The organism is Elstera sp., assembly GCF_044372965.1.
Taxonomy (GTDB): Bacteria; Pseudomonadota; Alphaproteobacteria; order Elsterales; family Elsteraceae; genus Elstera.
Genome location: NZ_JBILQX010000086.1, coordinates 1 through 14,390, shown reverse-complemented (window position 1 = coordinate 14,390; position 14,390 = coordinate 1). Strand labels below are relative to the sequence as shown.

At 62.6% G+C, this 14,390-nt stretch carries 17 protein-coding genes; 13 read left to right on the top strand and 4 right to left on the bottom strand.

The window, feature by feature from the left end:
- Both ACIQ36_RS11870 and ACIQ36_RS11865 read left to right on the top strand, forming a co-directional pair.
- A partial coding sequence (locus ACIQ36_RS11870; RefSeq protein WP_395829463.1) for an AsmA-like C-terminal region-containing protein occupies nucleotides 1-1,282 on the top strand: 1,282 nt, incomplete at its 5' end.
- A gap of 9 nt (nucleotides 1,283-1,291) precedes the next feature.
- Complete coding sequence (locus ACIQ36_RS11865; protein ID WP_395829461.1) at nucleotides 1,292-1,987, top strand: ATP12 family protein; 696 nt, start codon at nucleotides 1,292-1,294, stop codon at nucleotides 1,985-1,987.
- On the opposite strand, the gene ACIQ36_RS11860 is transcribed toward ACIQ36_RS11865, so the two are convergent.
- From ACIQ36_RS11860 to ACIQ36_RS11850, 3 genes are all read right to left on the bottom strand, one after another.
- Nucleotides 1,967-2,455: a GNAT family N-acetyltransferase gene (locus ACIQ36_RS11860; protein ID WP_395829459.1), complete on the bottom strand. Its 489-nt coding sequence runs from the start codon at nucleotides 2,453-2,455 to the stop codon at nucleotides 1,967-1,969. The genes ACIQ36_RS11865 and ACIQ36_RS11860 overlap by 21 nt on opposite strands.
- Nucleotides 2,448-3,587, bottom strand: a complete 1,140-nt coding sequence (locus ACIQ36_RS11855) for a succinylglutamate desuccinylase/aspartoacylase family protein (RefSeq protein WP_395829457.1) — start codon at nucleotides 3,585-3,587, stop codon at nucleotides 2,448-2,450. The genes ACIQ36_RS11860 and ACIQ36_RS11855 overlap by 8 nt, the downstream gene beginning before the upstream one ends.
- Nucleotides 3,588-3,725: 138 nt before the next feature.
- The gene (locus ACIQ36_RS11850; RefSeq protein WP_395829455.1) at nucleotides 3,726-5,048 is read right to left on the bottom strand and encodes an esterase-like activity of phytase family protein; all 1,323 of its coding nucleotides are present in this window, start codon (nucleotides 5,046-5,048) and stop codon (nucleotides 3,726-3,728) included.
- A 115-nt stretch (nucleotides 5,049-5,163) separates the two neighbouring features.
- On the opposite strand from ACIQ36_RS11850, the gene ACIQ36_RS11845 reads away from it, so the two are divergent.
- On the top strand, nucleotides 5,164-6,351 hold the full coding sequence (locus tag ACIQ36_RS11845) for a GNAT family N-acetyltransferase (protein ID WP_395829453.1): 1,188 nt from the start codon (nucleotides 5,164-5,166) through the stop codon (nucleotides 6,349-6,351).
- A 15-nt stretch (nucleotides 6,352-6,366) separates the two neighbouring features.
- Here the strand turns inward: ACIQ36_RS11845 and ACIQ36_RS11840 are convergent, their stop codons facing one another.
- Nucleotides 6,367-6,960, bottom strand: coding sequence for a DUF2141 domain-containing protein (locus ACIQ36_RS11840; protein ID WP_395829451.1), 594 nt, complete (start codon nucleotides 6,958-6,960; stop codon nucleotides 6,367-6,369).
- 96 nt (nucleotides 6,961-7,056) lie between these two features.
- On the opposite strand from ACIQ36_RS11840, the gene ACIQ36_RS11835 reads away from it, so the two are divergent.
- From ACIQ36_RS11835 to ACIQ36_RS11790, 10 genes are all read left to right on the top strand, one after another.
- Nucleotides 7,057-7,413 carry an NADH:ubiquinone oxidoreductase subunit NDUFA12 gene (locus ACIQ36_RS11835; RefSeq protein ID WP_395829449.1) on the top strand — a complete coding sequence of 119 codons (357 nt, stop codon included), beginning with the start codon at nucleotides 7,057-7,059 and terminating at the stop codon, nucleotides 7,411-7,413.
- A 30-nt stretch (nucleotides 7,414-7,443) separates the two neighbouring features.
- Nucleotides 7,444-7,920 carry an outer membrane lipid asymmetry maintenance protein MlaD gene (gene mlaD, locus ACIQ36_RS11830; RefSeq protein WP_395829447.1) on the top strand — a complete coding sequence of 159 codons (477 nt, stop codon included), beginning with the start codon at nucleotides 7,444-7,446 and terminating at the stop codon, nucleotides 7,918-7,920.
- The gene (locus ACIQ36_RS11825; protein ID WP_395829445.1) at nucleotides 7,920-8,396 is read left to right on the top strand and encodes a DUF2155 domain-containing protein; all 477 of its coding nucleotides are present in this window, start codon (nucleotides 7,920-7,922) and stop codon (nucleotides 8,394-8,396) included. The genes mlaD and ACIQ36_RS11825 overlap by 1 nt, the downstream gene beginning before the upstream one ends.
- Nucleotides 8,397-8,489: 93 nt before the next feature.
- Nucleotides 8,490-10,577 carry a S9 family peptidase gene (locus ACIQ36_RS11820; protein WP_395829443.1) on the top strand — a complete coding sequence of 696 codons (2,088 nt, stop codon included), beginning with the start codon at nucleotides 8,490-8,492 and terminating at the stop codon, nucleotides 10,575-10,577.
- Nucleotides 10,577-10,861, top strand: a complete 285-nt coding sequence (locus ACIQ36_RS11815; protein ID WP_395829441.1) for an acylphosphatase — start codon at nucleotides 10,577-10,579, stop codon at nucleotides 10,859-10,861. Before ACIQ36_RS11820 ends, ACIQ36_RS11815 begins: the two co-directional genes overlap by 1 nt.
- Before the next feature lie 98 nt (nucleotides 10,862-10,959).
- Nucleotides 10,960-12,180 carry a polyhydroxyalkanoate depolymerase gene (locus tag ACIQ36_RS11810; protein WP_395829439.1) on the top strand — a complete coding sequence of 407 codons (1,221 nt, stop codon included), beginning with the start codon at nucleotides 10,960-10,962 and terminating at the stop codon, nucleotides 12,178-12,180.
- A 123-nt stretch (nucleotides 12,181-12,303) separates the two neighbouring features.
- The gene (locus ACIQ36_RS11805) at nucleotides 12,304-12,933 is read left to right on the top strand and encodes a sigma-70 family RNA polymerase sigma factor (RefSeq protein ID WP_395829437.1); all 630 of its coding nucleotides are present in this window, start codon (nucleotides 12,304-12,306) and stop codon (nucleotides 12,931-12,933) included.
- Entirely contained in the window at nucleotides 12,926-13,249 is a 324-nt protein-coding gene (locus tag ACIQ36_RS11800) for a hypothetical protein (protein WP_395829435.1), read from the top strand. Before ACIQ36_RS11805 ends, ACIQ36_RS11800 begins: the two co-directional genes overlap by 8 nt.
- A 24-nt stretch (nucleotides 13,250-13,273) precedes the next feature.
- Nucleotides 13,274-13,729, top strand: coding sequence for a periplasmic heavy metal sensor (locus tag ACIQ36_RS11795; protein ID WP_395829433.1), 456 nt, complete (start codon nucleotides 13,274-13,276; stop codon nucleotides 13,727-13,729).
- A gap of 99 nt (nucleotides 13,730-13,828) precedes the next feature.
- On the top strand, nucleotides 13,829-14,390 hold a 562-nt coding region (locus ACIQ36_RS11790), incomplete at its 3' end, for an EF-hand domain-containing protein (protein ID WP_395829431.1).

Sequence of the window (14,390 nt, the reverse complement as noted above, 5' to 3'; positions counted from 1 at the left end):
CTTTGTTCCCGACGCCGGGGCGTCGCTGACCGCGAAACTCACCGGCACGGCGACGGCGCCCCAGGTGTCTGATTTGGTGCTGGATTGGGGGGTAACGCGCGTCACCGGGCGGGCGGGCGTCGATCTCGGGGCGAAACTGCCGCGCGTCACGGCGGATCTTGCCAGCCCGGAAGTGGATTTGACGCCTTTCTTCGGTAAAGCGAACCCGGCTCCGGCCGCGTCGGGCGGCGGAAACTCGGCTCCCGCAGGCGCGGCCAGGGCGGAGGATCGGGTGATCCCCGATACGCCGGTCGATCTGGTGGCGATCACGCAAGCGCCCGTAGAGGGTGATGTGAAGCTTGCGGTCGGTCGGCTTAAATTCGGGCGCGGCGAGGTGAAGGACGCGAGCCTTGCGGTCGCCCTGCGCAATCGGCAATTCACCCTCAAACCGCTGCGTTTTTCGGCGGCGGACGGGAAAATGGCCTTGGAAGCGCTGATCGAACCCAGCGGTAAGCTGTGGCTAACCGGCGAGGCGGCGGGGGTCGATACCGCGCAACTGTCGGCCCTGCTGGGCGACGAGCCCGTGTTGAAGGCCAAGGCCGATATGGGCTTTAAGATTTCCGCCGAAGGTAAAACCTTGCGCGCGCTCGCGGCCAGTTTCGACGGGCCGGTGAATTTCGCTACCGGGCCGGGGCAGTTGGTGGGGTCGGCAGCAGAGGCGCTATCGAGCAAATATCTGACCTTTCTGTCGTTGAAGCCCGCCGATGTGACGCAACTCACCTGCACGGTGGCGCGCACCCAGTTCGCGCGCGGGCAGGGCACCGTGCAGCAATTGGCGGTCGATACCCCCGGTCTTACGGTGCGCGGCGGCGGCGGGCTGTCGCTTGCCAGTGAAACCTTGGATTTGAGCTTCGACCCGCAGCTTGCCCCCGGCAATCCGGCGCAACTCGCCGCCGTGCCCTTCCATGTGCGCGGCAGCTTTGCGAAACCCGCCGTTACCCCGGACGCTGCCGGAACGGCGCGCGCGGCGGTGGGGGTGGCTCAAGCTTTGGGTGTTGGCGGGCAGAAGACGCAAGGCGCGCTGGGCATCGTCGGGGCTTTGCTCGGGCAGCAGAGCGCAACACCGAGTGCACCGACCGGCCAGCCCGGCACTCCCTGCGGCCAGCGCGTCGCCAGCGCGGCCCCGGCGGCCACCACCCCGGCCCAACCGGGCCAGATCAACCCCGCGACCAAACCCGCCGCCAATGATCCCGCAGGCGCGATCAAGGGCCTCTTCAAGGGGCTGCTCGGCGGCTCTAATTAACGAGACAGCATGAAGCGTTTTTATAAGCAGGCAGCGGCAGCCACCGTCGACGGCGGGTTCGGCGTAACCCTGGACGGCAAGCCCGTGCGCACCCCCGCAGGGGCGATTCTGACGGCGGCAACCCCCGCCCTGGCCGAAGCGCTGGCGGCGGAATGGGCCGAGCAAACCGGCGAGGTGCGCCCGCTGGCGATGCCGCTCAACCGGCTCGCTCTCACTCAACAGGATCGGGTTGGGCCACGCCGGGAGGCTGTCACTACCGAAGCCCTCGCCTATGTGGAAAGTGATCTGCTCTGTTACCGGAGCGGCGACGATGCGACGCTCGCCGCGCGGCAGGTTGCGGCCTGGAATCCGCTGCTGGACTGGTTTGCGGCGACCTATAGCGTAACGCTGGCGATCACGGAAGGCTTGATGCCCGTGGCGCAAGATACGGCGGCGCTTGCGCCCCTGCGCGCCAAACTGGACGGGTTCACCGACGCCGAACTAACCGCCTTCGCCCTCTTGGCCCCCGCCGCAGGTTCCTTCGTGCTGGCGCTGGCACTGCTCGACGGGCGATTGAGCGCCGAGGAAACCTATGCCCTCAGCCAGTTGGACGAGAGCTATCAGATCGAGAAATGGGGCGAGGATGAGGAAGCTGCCGAGCGCCGCGCGGCCCTCGCGCTGGAGTTTCAGGATATTGGGCGGTTTCTAGCGCTTAATCGAGGGTAAAGCGCTCTCCATAACCCATTGCGGCCCGGCGGGGCCGTCGCGCGTATGGCTAATGACGAACCCGGCGCGGGCATAGAGCCGCAAGGCGGTGTGATTGCGCTGATTGACGGCGAGAATCATTCGCCGCGCTTCAGGGTAATGCGCCTCGATGAAGCCCGGAAGCCGGGTCATCGCGGCAAACCCGATGCCCTGGCCTTGCCGCGCCGGATCGATACTGAGCGCGGTAAATGCCACCGCCGCCGGGTCCGGCTCCGGCAGGTATTTATCCCGATGCGCGCCCACGCACAGGAGAAAGAAGCCGACCGGCACCGCCCCGTCGAGGATCGTCACCGGCTGCCGCTCGGCATCGCCCGTTATCCGCGCCAAGACTTGCACTGGTGTGCTGGTAAAAACCTGCTGCTCTGCGGGGAGATCGAAGCGCAGCAGGGTCGGCAAATGGTCGGGCTGGTAGGCGCGTAGCTCAATCACTCAAGAGATAGCCTTGCCGGTGGGCAAGCGGGACCGTGCCCACAACTTTTGCCACTTGGAAGCCGGGGCGGACGTTATGGGTATCGCGCAGAACCAGAATGAACCCGTCGGTCGTCGCCTTGATCGGTGTGCGCGCATGGGTGAGCGGATTGACGATTTCAGCCACCACGTCGCCTTTTTTCACCCGGTCGCCGAGGCCGACCTTATAGACCATCACCCCGGCAACGGGCGTTACCAGCAGATCGGAGGCGGTGAGGTCGGTCGCGTCATTCACTAGCGCGGGGAGCGGGCCGGGGTCGCCCGCAATCACGCCGCGTCGTTGCAGGAAGCGATAGAGGGCGGCAGCGTCTTGGCCCGCGAGTTCATCCGTCACGTCGCTTTCGCCGCGCAACTCCACTGTGGTGGCGAGGCAGGCGGGGGGAATCGGCTTGTCCGGGAAGGTGCGGGCCAAATACCACCAGGGGCCGCCTATGGCTTCATCGAGCGACGAGCCGCCCGAGTCCTCGGCCAGCAAGGTGGCGTGCGAACCGAGATCGGCGGCGAGGTCTTTGGCGTTTGGCCACAGGGGCGTGCCCAAGTAGAGGTGCATGAGCGCGCGCGTGTCGCAGTGCAGATCGAGGGCAATATCGGCATCGATGGCGCGGCTGAGGATGGCGACGCGCAGAAAATCCATCTCCTGAATGGGTTCGATTTCGGCCAGGATTTCGCGCATCGTCTGGCGAATCAGGGCCACATTGGTCGCGGCATCGTCGGTGAGGTGCTTTCCAATCCGTTTGGCCACTTCCGGGCCGAGCACGGGATAGCCGCGATTGAAGTTGCCGACCCGGCCCAACTCGAACCGGCCCACATGGGTATTATTCACCCATTGGGCGAGGCCGATGGGATTGGTGAAGGGCACCAGAATAATTTCGCCCAGAATCTCGCCGCGCGCCGCTGCCGCGTCGAGCAAACGCCCCAGGTGATCGCAGAGCAGCAACCCCGGCAGTTCATCGGCGTGCAGACCGGCGTGAATATAGGCTTTCGGCCCGGTGCCCGGCGTGCCGTAGCGCAGGGCAGTCCAACTGCGGGTGGTGCCCAGGGCGGGGTCGGGGAAGGAAACGATGTCGCGCGTGATCGGGTTCGGGGTCGGCATTTTGGGGACTATATCCTTTTGGCACCCGCGCCACGCGCGGAGGTGGCGGCAGGATAGCAACGGAAAAGGGGCGCTCCAAGCCTCAGCCTGCAGCGCCCCGTCTATCCAAAGATAATGCTGAAATTCAGCGCTAATCCCTTAGTTCATTTTGATGCCCGTGCCGTCAACCAGCAGAATCTTCGTCGTGCCGCTATCGATGCCGAAATCATCATCGTTAATCAGCATCAGGCGACCGTCGCCGGCAAGCGCCATACCTTCGAGCTTCACCGGCACTTCCGGGTAGGCGGCGCTATCGAAGCGGATGGTCTTTTTCAGGGCTTTGGCGGCGGGATTATCCGCCGGGGTGGCTTCGAGCGATGGCGTGGTTGTAACATCGTCCCAGGCCGAACCGAGGATGTTGGTGTCGGCGGTCAGCGCCACTTCGTAAAGGCGCGTGGTCTTTTCGGTGCGTTCCAGCACGACGACCCGGTCGCCCGACAGGGCCAGCATTTCCGAAATACGGACGGTGCTGTTATTCGGGTTCTTTTCGCCAGGATAGGTTGCAATCGGATCCATCGGATAGGCCCATTCGCCAACGAGCTTGCCGCTGGCGCGATCGAGCTTATAGAGACGGGAATTGACCGCGCCTTGGTAGGTTTTCGCGTCCGGGTTCGCCAGCGGATTTTGCATGATGAAATAGAGCGACGCTTCATCGGGCGAAATGCTGATCGATTCGATGCCCCGGTTCAGGCTGCGCTTCGTGAGAATCGCGGGCAGGCTGCCGAGGGTTTCGTAATCGGCGGCGGCGAAATCCTTTTCGGTGCCGGTCGGCACGAGGCGGCGTTGAATGCGGGCGTCGCTATCCAACTGCATCAGGCTCGGGCCGTTTTCATCGCCGATCCACATGGAGCCGTCTTTCAGCACAACAATGGCTTCCATATCGATGCCGTTGGCGTCTTGGCTCAGCTTTACGCCGGTGCCATCCAGCGGGATTTCGGTGGAGGCGACCGTCAGCGGGTTCAGCAGGCCGGAGGTGGCCTTGCCGCTTTTGGTTTTCACCGGTGTTGCGCTGAGAAGCTTGAAGGTGCTGGTCGCGGGGTCGAGTTCGACCTGATAGATCGACGGGCTATAGGCCGGGCGCGGATAAACGCGGCCATTCTTCGGTGCTTCTTTGCACAGTTCTTCCTTATTCGCGCCATAGCCTTCGAGATCGCCGCAGGCGATGTTCGGGCCGCGATCAGAGACGGTGTAGAAGCGTAAGGCCGCGTCGCCCGACCGGCGGAAGGCCCCCGAGCCGATGCCGATGGTCAGCGGCATTTCTTTGGTGGAGGTCTTCAGCGTGTAGGGCGCATCCTTCAACCCGGCATCGGTCGAGGTGAAGACGGTGATCGTCACCTTGGGGGCCGTCTGCGGGGCCTGAGCGGCGGCGACGGCGGCGAGGGACAGGCCCCCTAAAAGGGTGAAAAGCGAAAGCGCACGCATTGATACTCTCCCAAAACAACACACGAAGATGCAGCCGGTTTTAACGCGAGATTATGACAGTCTGAGGAGCCTTTCCCCCTTGCCGTCCGAAGCATGAGACCCCACGCTTATAGCTATGCTGTTTCCGACGCCGCCCGCAAAACCTGTCGTTCCTTCCGTTGCCCGCGTGCGCACAATCGAGGCCATTACCGATCTATCGGCCGCCGCGTGGGATGGCTGCGCCGGGGCAGGCAATCCTTTCGTCAGTCATGCTTTTCTGGCGGCGATGGAGGAGAGCGGCTCGGTCAGCATGCGGACGGGATGGGTGCCCCGCCACTTGGTCGCCGAGAGTTCGGACGGGCAGATTGTCGGCCTTGTTCCGCTCTACCTGAAAGGCCATTCCTGGGGCGAATATGTCTTCGACCAAGGTTGGGGCGATGCTTTCCAGCGCGCGGGCGGAAGCTATTATCCTAAGCTGCAAGGCGCGGTGCCCTTCACCCCCGTTCCGGGGCCGCGCCTGCTGGTTGCGCCCGATGCCCCGCCCGAAACCCGGCAGAAACTGGCGGAAGCGCTGGTCGAACTCTGCACGCGCCTCGGGCTATCATCGGTCCACGTCACCTTCGCCGAGGATGCCGATATGGACGCGCTGATCGCGGCGGGGTTCCTCGAGCGGCACGGCTATCAGTTCCACTGGCAAAACCAGGGCTATGGGCATTTCGACGATTTCCTGGGCGCGCTTGCCAGCCGCAAGCGCAAAGCCATTCGCAAGGAGCGCGAGAGTGTCGCCGCCAGCGGTCTCGTGATTCGCACGCTCGTCGGTCCTGAGATCGACGGGCGGCACTGGGACGCTTTCTATGATTTCTATCTTGCGACGGTCGATAAGCGCTGGGGGTCGGCCTATCTCACCCGGCCTTTTTTCGACAAACTCGCCGAGAGTCTGGCCGAACGGGTGGTGTTGATCGTCGCCGAAGACGGGCGCGGCACGCCGGTTGCGGGCGCGCTCAACCTGCGCGGGGCCGATACGCTGTATGGGCGCAATTGGGGCGCTATCGTCGATGTGCCCTTCCTGCATTTCGAACTCTGCTACTACCGCGCGCTCGATTACGCCATCGCCGAAGGGCTGCCCAAGGTAGAAGCCGGGGCCCAGGGCGAGCATAAATTGCAACGCGGGTACCTTCCGACGCGCACGCGCTCCGCCCATTGGATCGCCAACCCCAGCTTTCGGCGGGCGGTTGCGAATTTCCTAGAGCAGGAGCGCCCGGCGATTGCCGAGCAGATGGTGGCGCTGCTGCCCCTTTCGCCGTTTAGGCGCGCGGGCGACTGATAGGCCGGTTGAACGTCAATAGCTCAAGGAGACTTTTACCTCCGAAGCCCCCTCGGGCACCTCAATGGCGGCATCGTGGAAATCGGGCGGCCCAAAAGTCCCGCGGGCGTTGCGCGAAAATCCATAGCCTTCAACAGGGATGCCGAATAGCCCGCGATCCAGAAACCCGTTTTTATTCTCATCATGAAAACAGGAAATCAAATACCGACCAGGGCGTAAATTATCGAAGCGGAGAATGGTGGCCCCAGTTTGGGCCGGGGTCTGCGCGCGGTCAGTCCACGCTTTTGCCTCGAAATTCGCAGCACTATCGGTAATCGAAGCCCGAATTTCGCCTTGCGCGGATCGAATATTCTCGACGCTTACAATGACGCTCGCAGCCTCGGCGCGGGGGGTGGCACTTGGAAGGCCTGAGATCAGCAGGCACGCGGCGAGAGGGAACCGGAAACAGTGTAAAGGCATTATCGAGTTATCCCTGAGTTTGATGGGCTTTCTGCTTCGCGCTAACTGTGTGGCTGCGGCAAGAGGGGCTTCGTGTAGAGCCTGCTGGCTTCGTGAAACGTCGCAAAATGTCGTTCCCGAAGCGTGAACAACCGCAGGGGGAATGCTCATTGCAACGGCTGACGCTGCGGGTGCCCCTTGCTCGGGATTTGCGGTAGTGCCATAGTCGCCGCCGACGTTCGATTGGGAATTGCGTAAGGGATTAGCATGTCGCTCGGCACTCGGCTTTACACGTGGCGGAACGGTGAATTGGTCGGCGAAGACGAATTCGGCAACCGCTATTACCGCGAGAAAAAGGTAGCATCGGTGCGCGACGCGAAGCGCTGGGTGCTCTATAAGGGCGAACCCGAAGCGTCGAAAGTGCCGCCGCAATGGCATCGCTGGCTGCATAAGACCACCGACGAGGTGCCGTCGAAGAACGCGCCCGTGCGCCCGTGGCAAAAGCCGCATCTGCCCAATTTGACCGGCACCGAGCTTGCGTATCGTCCGCCCGGTCACGCGCTCGCGGGCAATCACCGCGATAAGGCGACCGGCGACTACGAAGCCTGGACGCCCGAAAACTAAGATTTCGGCTCGAGAAAGGGTAGCCTTCGCATGCAGCGGAATGTTGTGGAAACTCTGGTTGGGGCTTTCGTCCTAATCGTCGCGCTGGCCTTCGGCTGGTACGCTTATACCACGACATCGATCCGGGGGACGCGCGGGGCCTACGAACTTTCCGCGCGCTTTGACCGGGCCGATGGGCTCGCCATCGGCACCGATGTTCGGGTGAGTGGCATTAAGGTTGGGTCGGTCACGGCGATTGCGCTCGATCCCGCCACCTTCTTCGCGCAAGTGCGCTTCGCCCTGCGCTCGGACGTGAAACTGCCCGAAGATACGGTGGCGGAAATCGCTGCCGAAGGGCTGCTTGGCGGGCGCTATCTGAATATCAATCCCGGCAATGCCGACCGCGTGTTAGCGGCGGGCGAGGCGGTGAAATTCACGAAATCATCGGCGGATTTCATGCAGATGATCGGGAAGTTCCTGTTTTCCGCCTCCGACGATAAATCGAAAACGAGCACGCCCCAACCGTGATGCTGCGATCCTTAATGGTGTTGGCGGGTCTGGCGCTGGTTTCGAGCGCGACGCTCGCCCAGCAGGCCGCCCCGCGCCCGCCCGTGGCGCAACCCGCCCCCGTGCCGCAACCTACCCCGCCGCCCGCAAAGCCCGTGGCCGTGCTTCAGGGACTGGATAAGGTGACGGCCCGCGTCTCAAAACTCACCATTCCCGTGGGGCAATCGGCCAATTTCGGCAGCCTCACGATCAATGTCGATGCCTGCATCAAGCGCCCGCCGGAAGAGCCGCCCGAAAGCTCCGCCTTTTTGCGCATCATCGATCACCCGCCGCAACCGACAACCCAAGGCAAGGCGGTGCCGAGCCCGAGCGATCCCTTTGTTGCAGCCCCGGATCGGGTGGTCTTCTCCGGTTGGATGTTCGCCTCGTCCCCGGCGCTGCACCCGTTGGAGCATCCGGTTTTCGATGTGATTGTGCTGGACTGCCGCACCAGTTAGGCGGTGGCATTTCGCCTTTCGAGCGCGCCCAGGTTTGCGGCCCTCTCAGCCCAAACCCGCGCTCAGTTTGATCCTTAGTTTGGGACGTTTCTGATGCTCCGCCAAAGCGCTTTTCCGCCGCCGCCTGCCGCCGGTAAAAAACCTTTCACGCACCCCGATGGTCGGCCCGATCCTTGGGCGTGGCTGCGCGACCCCGGCTATCCCGAGGTGACAGACGCCGAGGTTCTCGGCTATCTGACCCAAGAAAACGCTTATGTCGAAACCGTGCTGGGCGGGGGCGACGACCGCCGCCCCGCGCTTCTGGCCGAACTCAAGCGCCGGGTAATCGAAGACGAGCGCACCCCGCCTGAGTGGGAGCATGGCGTGTGGCTGTGGGGCCGGTTCCAGCCAGGTCAGCAATATGGGCAAACCTGCCTCGCTGGGTCGCTCGAAGAGGCCAAAGCCAATCGGGGCACGGTTATTCTCGACCAAAACGCGCGCGCCGAAGGCCTGCCCTATTACGCCCTGCGCGGCCTTGCGCTTGCGCCGGACCGGCAGTTTCTGGCGGTTCTGGAGGATACGGACGGCTCAGAACGCCTCACGCTGCGCGTCAAAGACCTGAAGACGGGTGCGTTTCTGCCGTTGGAAATCGGCGAGTGTACCTATGGGCTCGAATGGTCCAACGATAGCCGCCGGATTTTCTATGTGAAGCAGGATTCCCAGCAGCGCCCGCGCTGGGTTTACGCCCATACGCTGGGCAGTGATCCCGCGACCGATGTGCTGATCTATCACGAGGCCGATCCGACCTTCTATCTCGGCATCGAGCGCAGCGCGAGCGGGCGCTATCTGGTTATTTCGGTGGCGCAGAAAACCGCGTCTGAGCAGTGGATTCTCTCGCTCGAAGGCACCGGCACACAGCCGCGCTGCCTGAACCCGCGCCGGGCCAATCACGAATATGGCGCGTTCGACCGCAACGGCGAATGGCTGATTCTGACCAATGACCGGCACCCAAATTTCCGCGTCGTGCGCGCGCCGATCGACGCGCCGGAGGAGGCCGGGTGGCAGGAAGTCGTCCCGCCGTCCGATGGGGTGTTTATCGAAAGCATCGGCGGCACCCGGCATTTCTGGTGGCTGGCGGAACGGACCGACGAAGCGCGCAAACGGGTGCGCATCGTCACGGGCGGGCAGACGAGCGATTCTGCGGCGGAAGAGGTTACTTTCCCCGACGCCGCCTATGCCCTCTGGGTCTTGCCTGGTTCCAACTGGGACGGCACGAGCCTACGTTTGCGCTATGAAACTCTCGCCCGCCCCAAGACCTATTTCGACTATCACGTCGGCAGTAAGCGCCTGGAAATTCTACAACAGACCGACATTCCCGGCGGCCATAATCCTGATGAGTATATCGTCGAGCGCCTTTGGGCCCCCGCGCCCGATGGCGAGCGCGTGCCGCTCTCGGTCGTGCGGCGGCGCGACGTGGCGCTGGATGGAACCGCCCCGACGCTGCTTTACGGGTACGGCTCTTACGGTGCGAGTATGGATGCCGCGTTCAGTACCAATCGCCTCAGCCTACTGAACCGGGGTTTCGTCTACGCCCTCGCCCATATTCGCGGCGGGGAGGAGCGCGGGCGACGCTGGTATGAGGATGGTAAATTCCTCAAGAAGAAAAACACCTTCACCGACTTCATCGCCGCCGCCGAGCACCTAATTGCGCAAGGCTATTCTCAGAAAGGCCGCATCGGCTGCATGGGTGGCAGCGCGGGCGGCATGCTGATGGGCGCGGTGCTCAATCTACGCCCGGACCTCTGGGGGGCTTCGGTGGCCCAGGTGCCCTTCGTCGATGTGCTCTCGACGATGCTGGACGACAGCCTGCCGTTGACGGCGTTTGAATATGAGGAATGGGGCAATCCAAACGACCCCGCCTATTACGCCTATATGCAGAGCTACAGCCCCTACGATCAGGTTGCGGCGCAGGCCTATCCGCCGACCCTGATAACCGCCGGACTCAGCGATCCGCGCGTGACCTATTGGGAACCAGCGAAATGGGCAGCGAAACTGCGCGCGACCAAGACCGACGACTCGGTTCTGCTGCTGCGCACGGAAATGAGCGCCGGGCACGGTGGCGCGTCCGGGCGCTATAAGGCGCTGGAGGAAATCGCCGAAACCTACGCCTTCCTGTTTAAGGCGCTCGGAATAGCAGGTTGATGCGGGCCGTTCACCTCTTCATCGAGGGCCGCGTTCAGGGGGTCGGCTTCCGGGATTGGCTGAAACGGGAGGCCCAGGGGCTCGGGCTCAGCGGTTGGGTGCGCAATCGGGGGGACGGGCGGGTCGAAGCCCAGGCCCAAGGCGCGCCGGAATTGATCGATAGGCTCGTCGCCGCCTGCCATCGTGGACCGGATTTAGCGCATGTCAGACATGTGGAATTGGTCGAGATTCCGATAAATTCGGCGCTTTCTGGCGAATTCGTGCGATTATCAACTGTTTCGTAACTGAGTCTCTTGTCATAATAATCTTGTCGGTTTGTTTGTGTAGGGCCACGGTAAACAATAGCGCGAACCGCAGAACGCCACCGCGAGGGGTTATGACCATGTTTTTGTACCAGGCTTATAACGCTCAACAGGCGGCAATGGAGCCATTGCGTTGGTTTGCCAACGAAGTCCGCACCTTTGCCGGACGCTCGGGTCTTTCCTCTTCGCTCTCCAATCCGATCATGGACGCTTTCACGGCGGCCTGCGATGTGGTGGCCGATGCCAAACCCCTGCATGATCGGCCCGATTACGGCATCCGCACGACCTTGGTCGATGGGCATATGGTGCCGATCGAAGAAGAAATCGTGCTCCAAAAGCCGTTCTGCGATCTGCTGCACTTTAAAAAGCCGGGCGTGACGGGCCAGCCGCGCGTCGTGGTCTTTGCGCCCATGTCGGGCCATTTCTCCACCTTGCTGCGCGGCACCGTCGAAGCGCTGTTACCGCAGCATGACGTGTATATCACCGACTGGATCAACGCCCGCAATGTGCCGCTGTGGCAGGGGCATTTCGGTCTGGATGCGTTTATTGATTATAGCATCGAGTTCCTGCGCCACTTGGGGCCGGACGTAACGGCGGTTGCCGTGTGTCAACCGGCGGTGCCGCTGCTGGTGGCCGTTTCGGCGATGGCCCAGATGAATGATCCGGCCCAACCCAAGGCTATGGTGCTGATGGGCGGGCCGCTCGATACGCGCGTGAGCCCGACCAAGGTGAACGAGTTTGCTCAGTCGGGCTCGATTGAAACTATTAAGCAGATGGTCATTACCCATGTGCCGCCGCCCTATGCAGGGATGATGCGCGCGGTTTATCCGGGGTTCTTGCAGCTTTCGGGCTTCATGAGCATGAACATTGGCCGCCATGTGCGCGCCCATGTGGATATGTTCCGCAATCTGGTGAAGGGCGACGGCGAAAGCGTTACCTCCACGAAGAAATTCTACAAAGAATATTTGACGGTCATGGACATGCCCGCCGATTTCTATCTGCAAACCTTGACGGCGGTGTTCCAGAACTACGATCTGCCGCTGGGCAAGTTCAAATACCGCGACATGCTTATCACCCCCTCGGCGATTGAAAAGACCGCGCTGATGACGGTCGAAGGCGCGGATGATGATATTTGCGGTCCGGGTCAAACCCAGGCGGCGCATATCCTCTGCTCGGGCATTCCGGCGGAACGGCGCATCGATTACGTCCAGCAGGGCGTTGGCCATTACGGCGTGTTCAACGGGCGTAAGTTCCGCGAACAGATTCTGCCGCGCATCGCCACCTTTATCCAATCGGCGTAAGCTTCTAAGCCTGCTTTTCCCCCACTGCCCGGCACTCGGAAAATTTTGCCGGGCAGTGCGCAGGGCTCGCCCATCCGCCCCCGTATAAGGGATAAGACGGACGGCGGCAGAGGGTACTTCTGAATGGTTCTATCGGCGTTTGGCCGATCGTGGCCGCGCTTCGGCAAACCCGAGGCGCGGGCCGAGCAGCCTGCGGCCCCTTCGGCCGCAGCGCAGCGTTTCGCGCGAATCGCTGCGGGGGACGCGCGCGCCTTCCGCGATTTGGTGGCGGAGCAAACGCCCCGGTTGCTGCGGCTCTCCGTCCGCATGCTCGGCAATAGCTCCGATGCGGAAGAGGTGGTGCAGGAAGCCTTGCTAAAGGTCTGGACCAAGGCGGCGCTGTGGGATGCCTCACGCGGGCAGCCGGAAACCTGGATCTATAGTATCTGCATCAATCTGTGTCTTGATCGGCTGCGGCGGCCCAAACATACGGTGGCGTGGGAGGAGGGGTTTGACCCGCCCGATCCGTCGCCGGGGGCCGAGGTCGATCTGGAAACCCAGGCGCGGGATCGGATCATTGCCGATGCTATCGCCGCCCTGCCGGAGCGTCAGCGCGCCGCCATCGTGCTGACCTATCAGGAGGGGCATAGTAACGCCCAGGTCGCCGATCTGTTGGATATGTCCGTCTCAGCGCTCGAAGCAGTGCTGGTGCGGGCGCGTAGAACCTTGAGAGCGCGCCTCTCAACTTGGCTGGAGGAGGAACAGAATGACTAATCCATCCGGTCCCGACACGCTCGCGGACCTTCTGAGGCGCGCGGCCCCCGCGCCAACGCCCGAACAGACGGCGGCGCTTGAAAACCGAATTTTGCACGCCGCCGACCGGGTTTCGCCCCGCCTTGCCCCGGCAGCAGCGCGCGCACTGCGATTTTGGTTGGTGCCCACGGCCTCGCTCGCCGCGAGTCTGCTATTGGGGCTGGCGACGGGCTATGCCCTCGCCCCGGCGCAGACGCTAGCGGCGAGCCCCTCGCCCTTGCTGCTTCTCACCCTGGGACCGGCGGATATTGTCGCAAGCTGGTTCAATTTTCTCTAAGGCACAGTTTCGGAGGTTCGCAGAATGCGGCAGTGGATGAAATTGGGCCTCTTGGCCTCAGTTGCCGGGAATTTATTCCTTGGCGGATTATTGGTTGGGTCGGAGTTGCGCCGCCCATCGAAGCCACCCTTTGGCCCGCCGCCGGAGATGATGCTGGAGAGGCTGGCAACCCGTCTTTCCGCCGCCGATCAGGCCGTTTTGCAAGCGGTGATGGCGGAGGTGAAAGCTCGGTTCCGCGCCTCGCACGACACGATTGAACGCGCTAAGGCGACGACGGCAGATATTTTGGAACAGGAGCCCCTCGACCTCGACCGATTGCGCCAGTCCGTCCTTGAAATCGACGCGCAAATGCAAACCGTTGGCAAGGGCGTTACGGGAAGCCTCGTCGCGTCGGCCGAAAAAATGTCTCCGGAGGGTCGGGCTTTCGTCGCCGATCTGCTGCGCCGCGTTCCGCCGCCGCCGGGAATGATGCCCCGCTAACCCGTTCGTATTACGCAGCGCAGGGTTTCGCCTCGGGCCGCCGTACTGAAAATACCGACAGAAGGTCGGCCCCCCTTTCAGACAAAACGAGGTAAACCCATGGTTTCCAGCATTGGAAGCGGCGGCTTTAGCGCGTCCGCGATTGCTCAACAGCGCCAGCAGATTTTCCAACGGGCCGACGTTAATGGCGACGGCAAGATCGATGCCTCCGAGATCGACAGCGACCTTGCGGCCAATGCCCCCCAGGGTGGCCCCCAGGGCGTTGAGGGCAAGGCCCCGACCGGCACCGAAATCGTCTCCCAGCTTGATAGCGATGGCGATGGTGCCTTAAGCGAAGAGGAATTCGCCAAAGCGCCGCCGCCCCCGCCGGGCGGTAAATTCGATAGCAGCACCGCCGCAACGCTGTTGTCGGCTCAGGAAGAGGCCACCACCGCCCTGCTGAAGCTCTTCGAAAAATCCGATGCCAATGGCGACGGCGATGTGACCGAGGATGAATTTACCTCCTACATCAATGATGCCGTGGACGATAACGACCTGAGCACCAGCGAAAGCTTCAGCAAGGCGATTAACCAACTCTTCCAAAGCCAGGATACCAATGGCGACGGTGTGGTGAACGCGCTGGATCGTCAAACCACGACCAGTACGGCTGATACGAGCACGA

Coding starts and splice junctions, on each gene's coding strand:
- ACIQ36_RS11865 (WP_395829461.1), top strand. CDS start 1,292: ATGAAGCGTTTTTATAAGCAGGCAGCGGCAGCCACCGTCGACGGCGGG.
- ACIQ36_RS11855 (WP_395829457.1), bottom strand. CDS start 3,587: ATGCCGACCCCGAACCCGATCACGCGCGACATCGTTTCCTTCCCCGAC.
- ACIQ36_RS11850 (WP_395829455.1), bottom strand. CDS start 5,048: ATGCGTGCGCTTTCGCTTTTCACCCTTTTAGGGGGCCTGTCCCTCGCC.
- ACIQ36_RS11845 (WP_395829453.1), top strand. CDS start 5,164: ATGCTGTTTCCGACGCCGCCCGCAAAACCTGTCGTTCCTTCCGTTGCC.
- ACIQ36_RS11840 (WP_395829451.1), bottom strand. CDS start 6,960: ATGAGCATTCCCCCTGCGGTTGTTCACGCTTCGGGAACGACATTTTGC.
- ACIQ36_RS11835 (WP_395829449.1), top strand. CDS start 7,057: ATGTCGCTCGGCACTCGGCTTTACACGTGGCGGAACGGTGAATTGGTC.
- mlaD (WP_395829447.1), top strand. CDS start 7,444: ATGCAGCGGAATGTTGTGGAAACTCTGGTTGGGGCTTTCGTCCTAATC.
- ACIQ36_RS11825 (WP_395829445.1), top strand. CDS start 7,920: ATGCTGCGATCCTTAATGGTGTTGGCGGGTCTGGCGCTGGTTTCGAGC.
- ACIQ36_RS11820 (WP_395829443.1), top strand. CDS start 8,490: ATGCTCCGCCAAAGCGCTTTTCCGCCGCCGCCTGCCGCCGGTAAAAAA.
- ACIQ36_RS11815 (WP_395829441.1), top strand. CDS start 10,577: ATGCGGGCCGTTCACCTCTTCATCGAGGGCCGCGTTCAGGGGGTCGGC.
- ACIQ36_RS11810 (WP_395829439.1), top strand. CDS start 10,960: ATGTTTTTGTACCAGGCTTATAACGCTCAACAGGCGGCAATGGAGCCA.
- ACIQ36_RS11805 (WP_395829437.1), top strand. CDS start 12,304: ATGGTTCTATCGGCGTTTGGCCGATCGTGGCCGCGCTTCGGCAAACCC.
- ACIQ36_RS11800 (WP_395829435.1), top strand. CDS start 12,926: ATGACTAATCCATCCGGTCCCGACACGCTCGCGGACCTTCTGAGGCGC.
- ACIQ36_RS11795 (WP_395829433.1), top strand. CDS start 13,274: ATGCGGCAGTGGATGAAATTGGGCCTCTTGGCCTCAGTTGCCGGGAAT.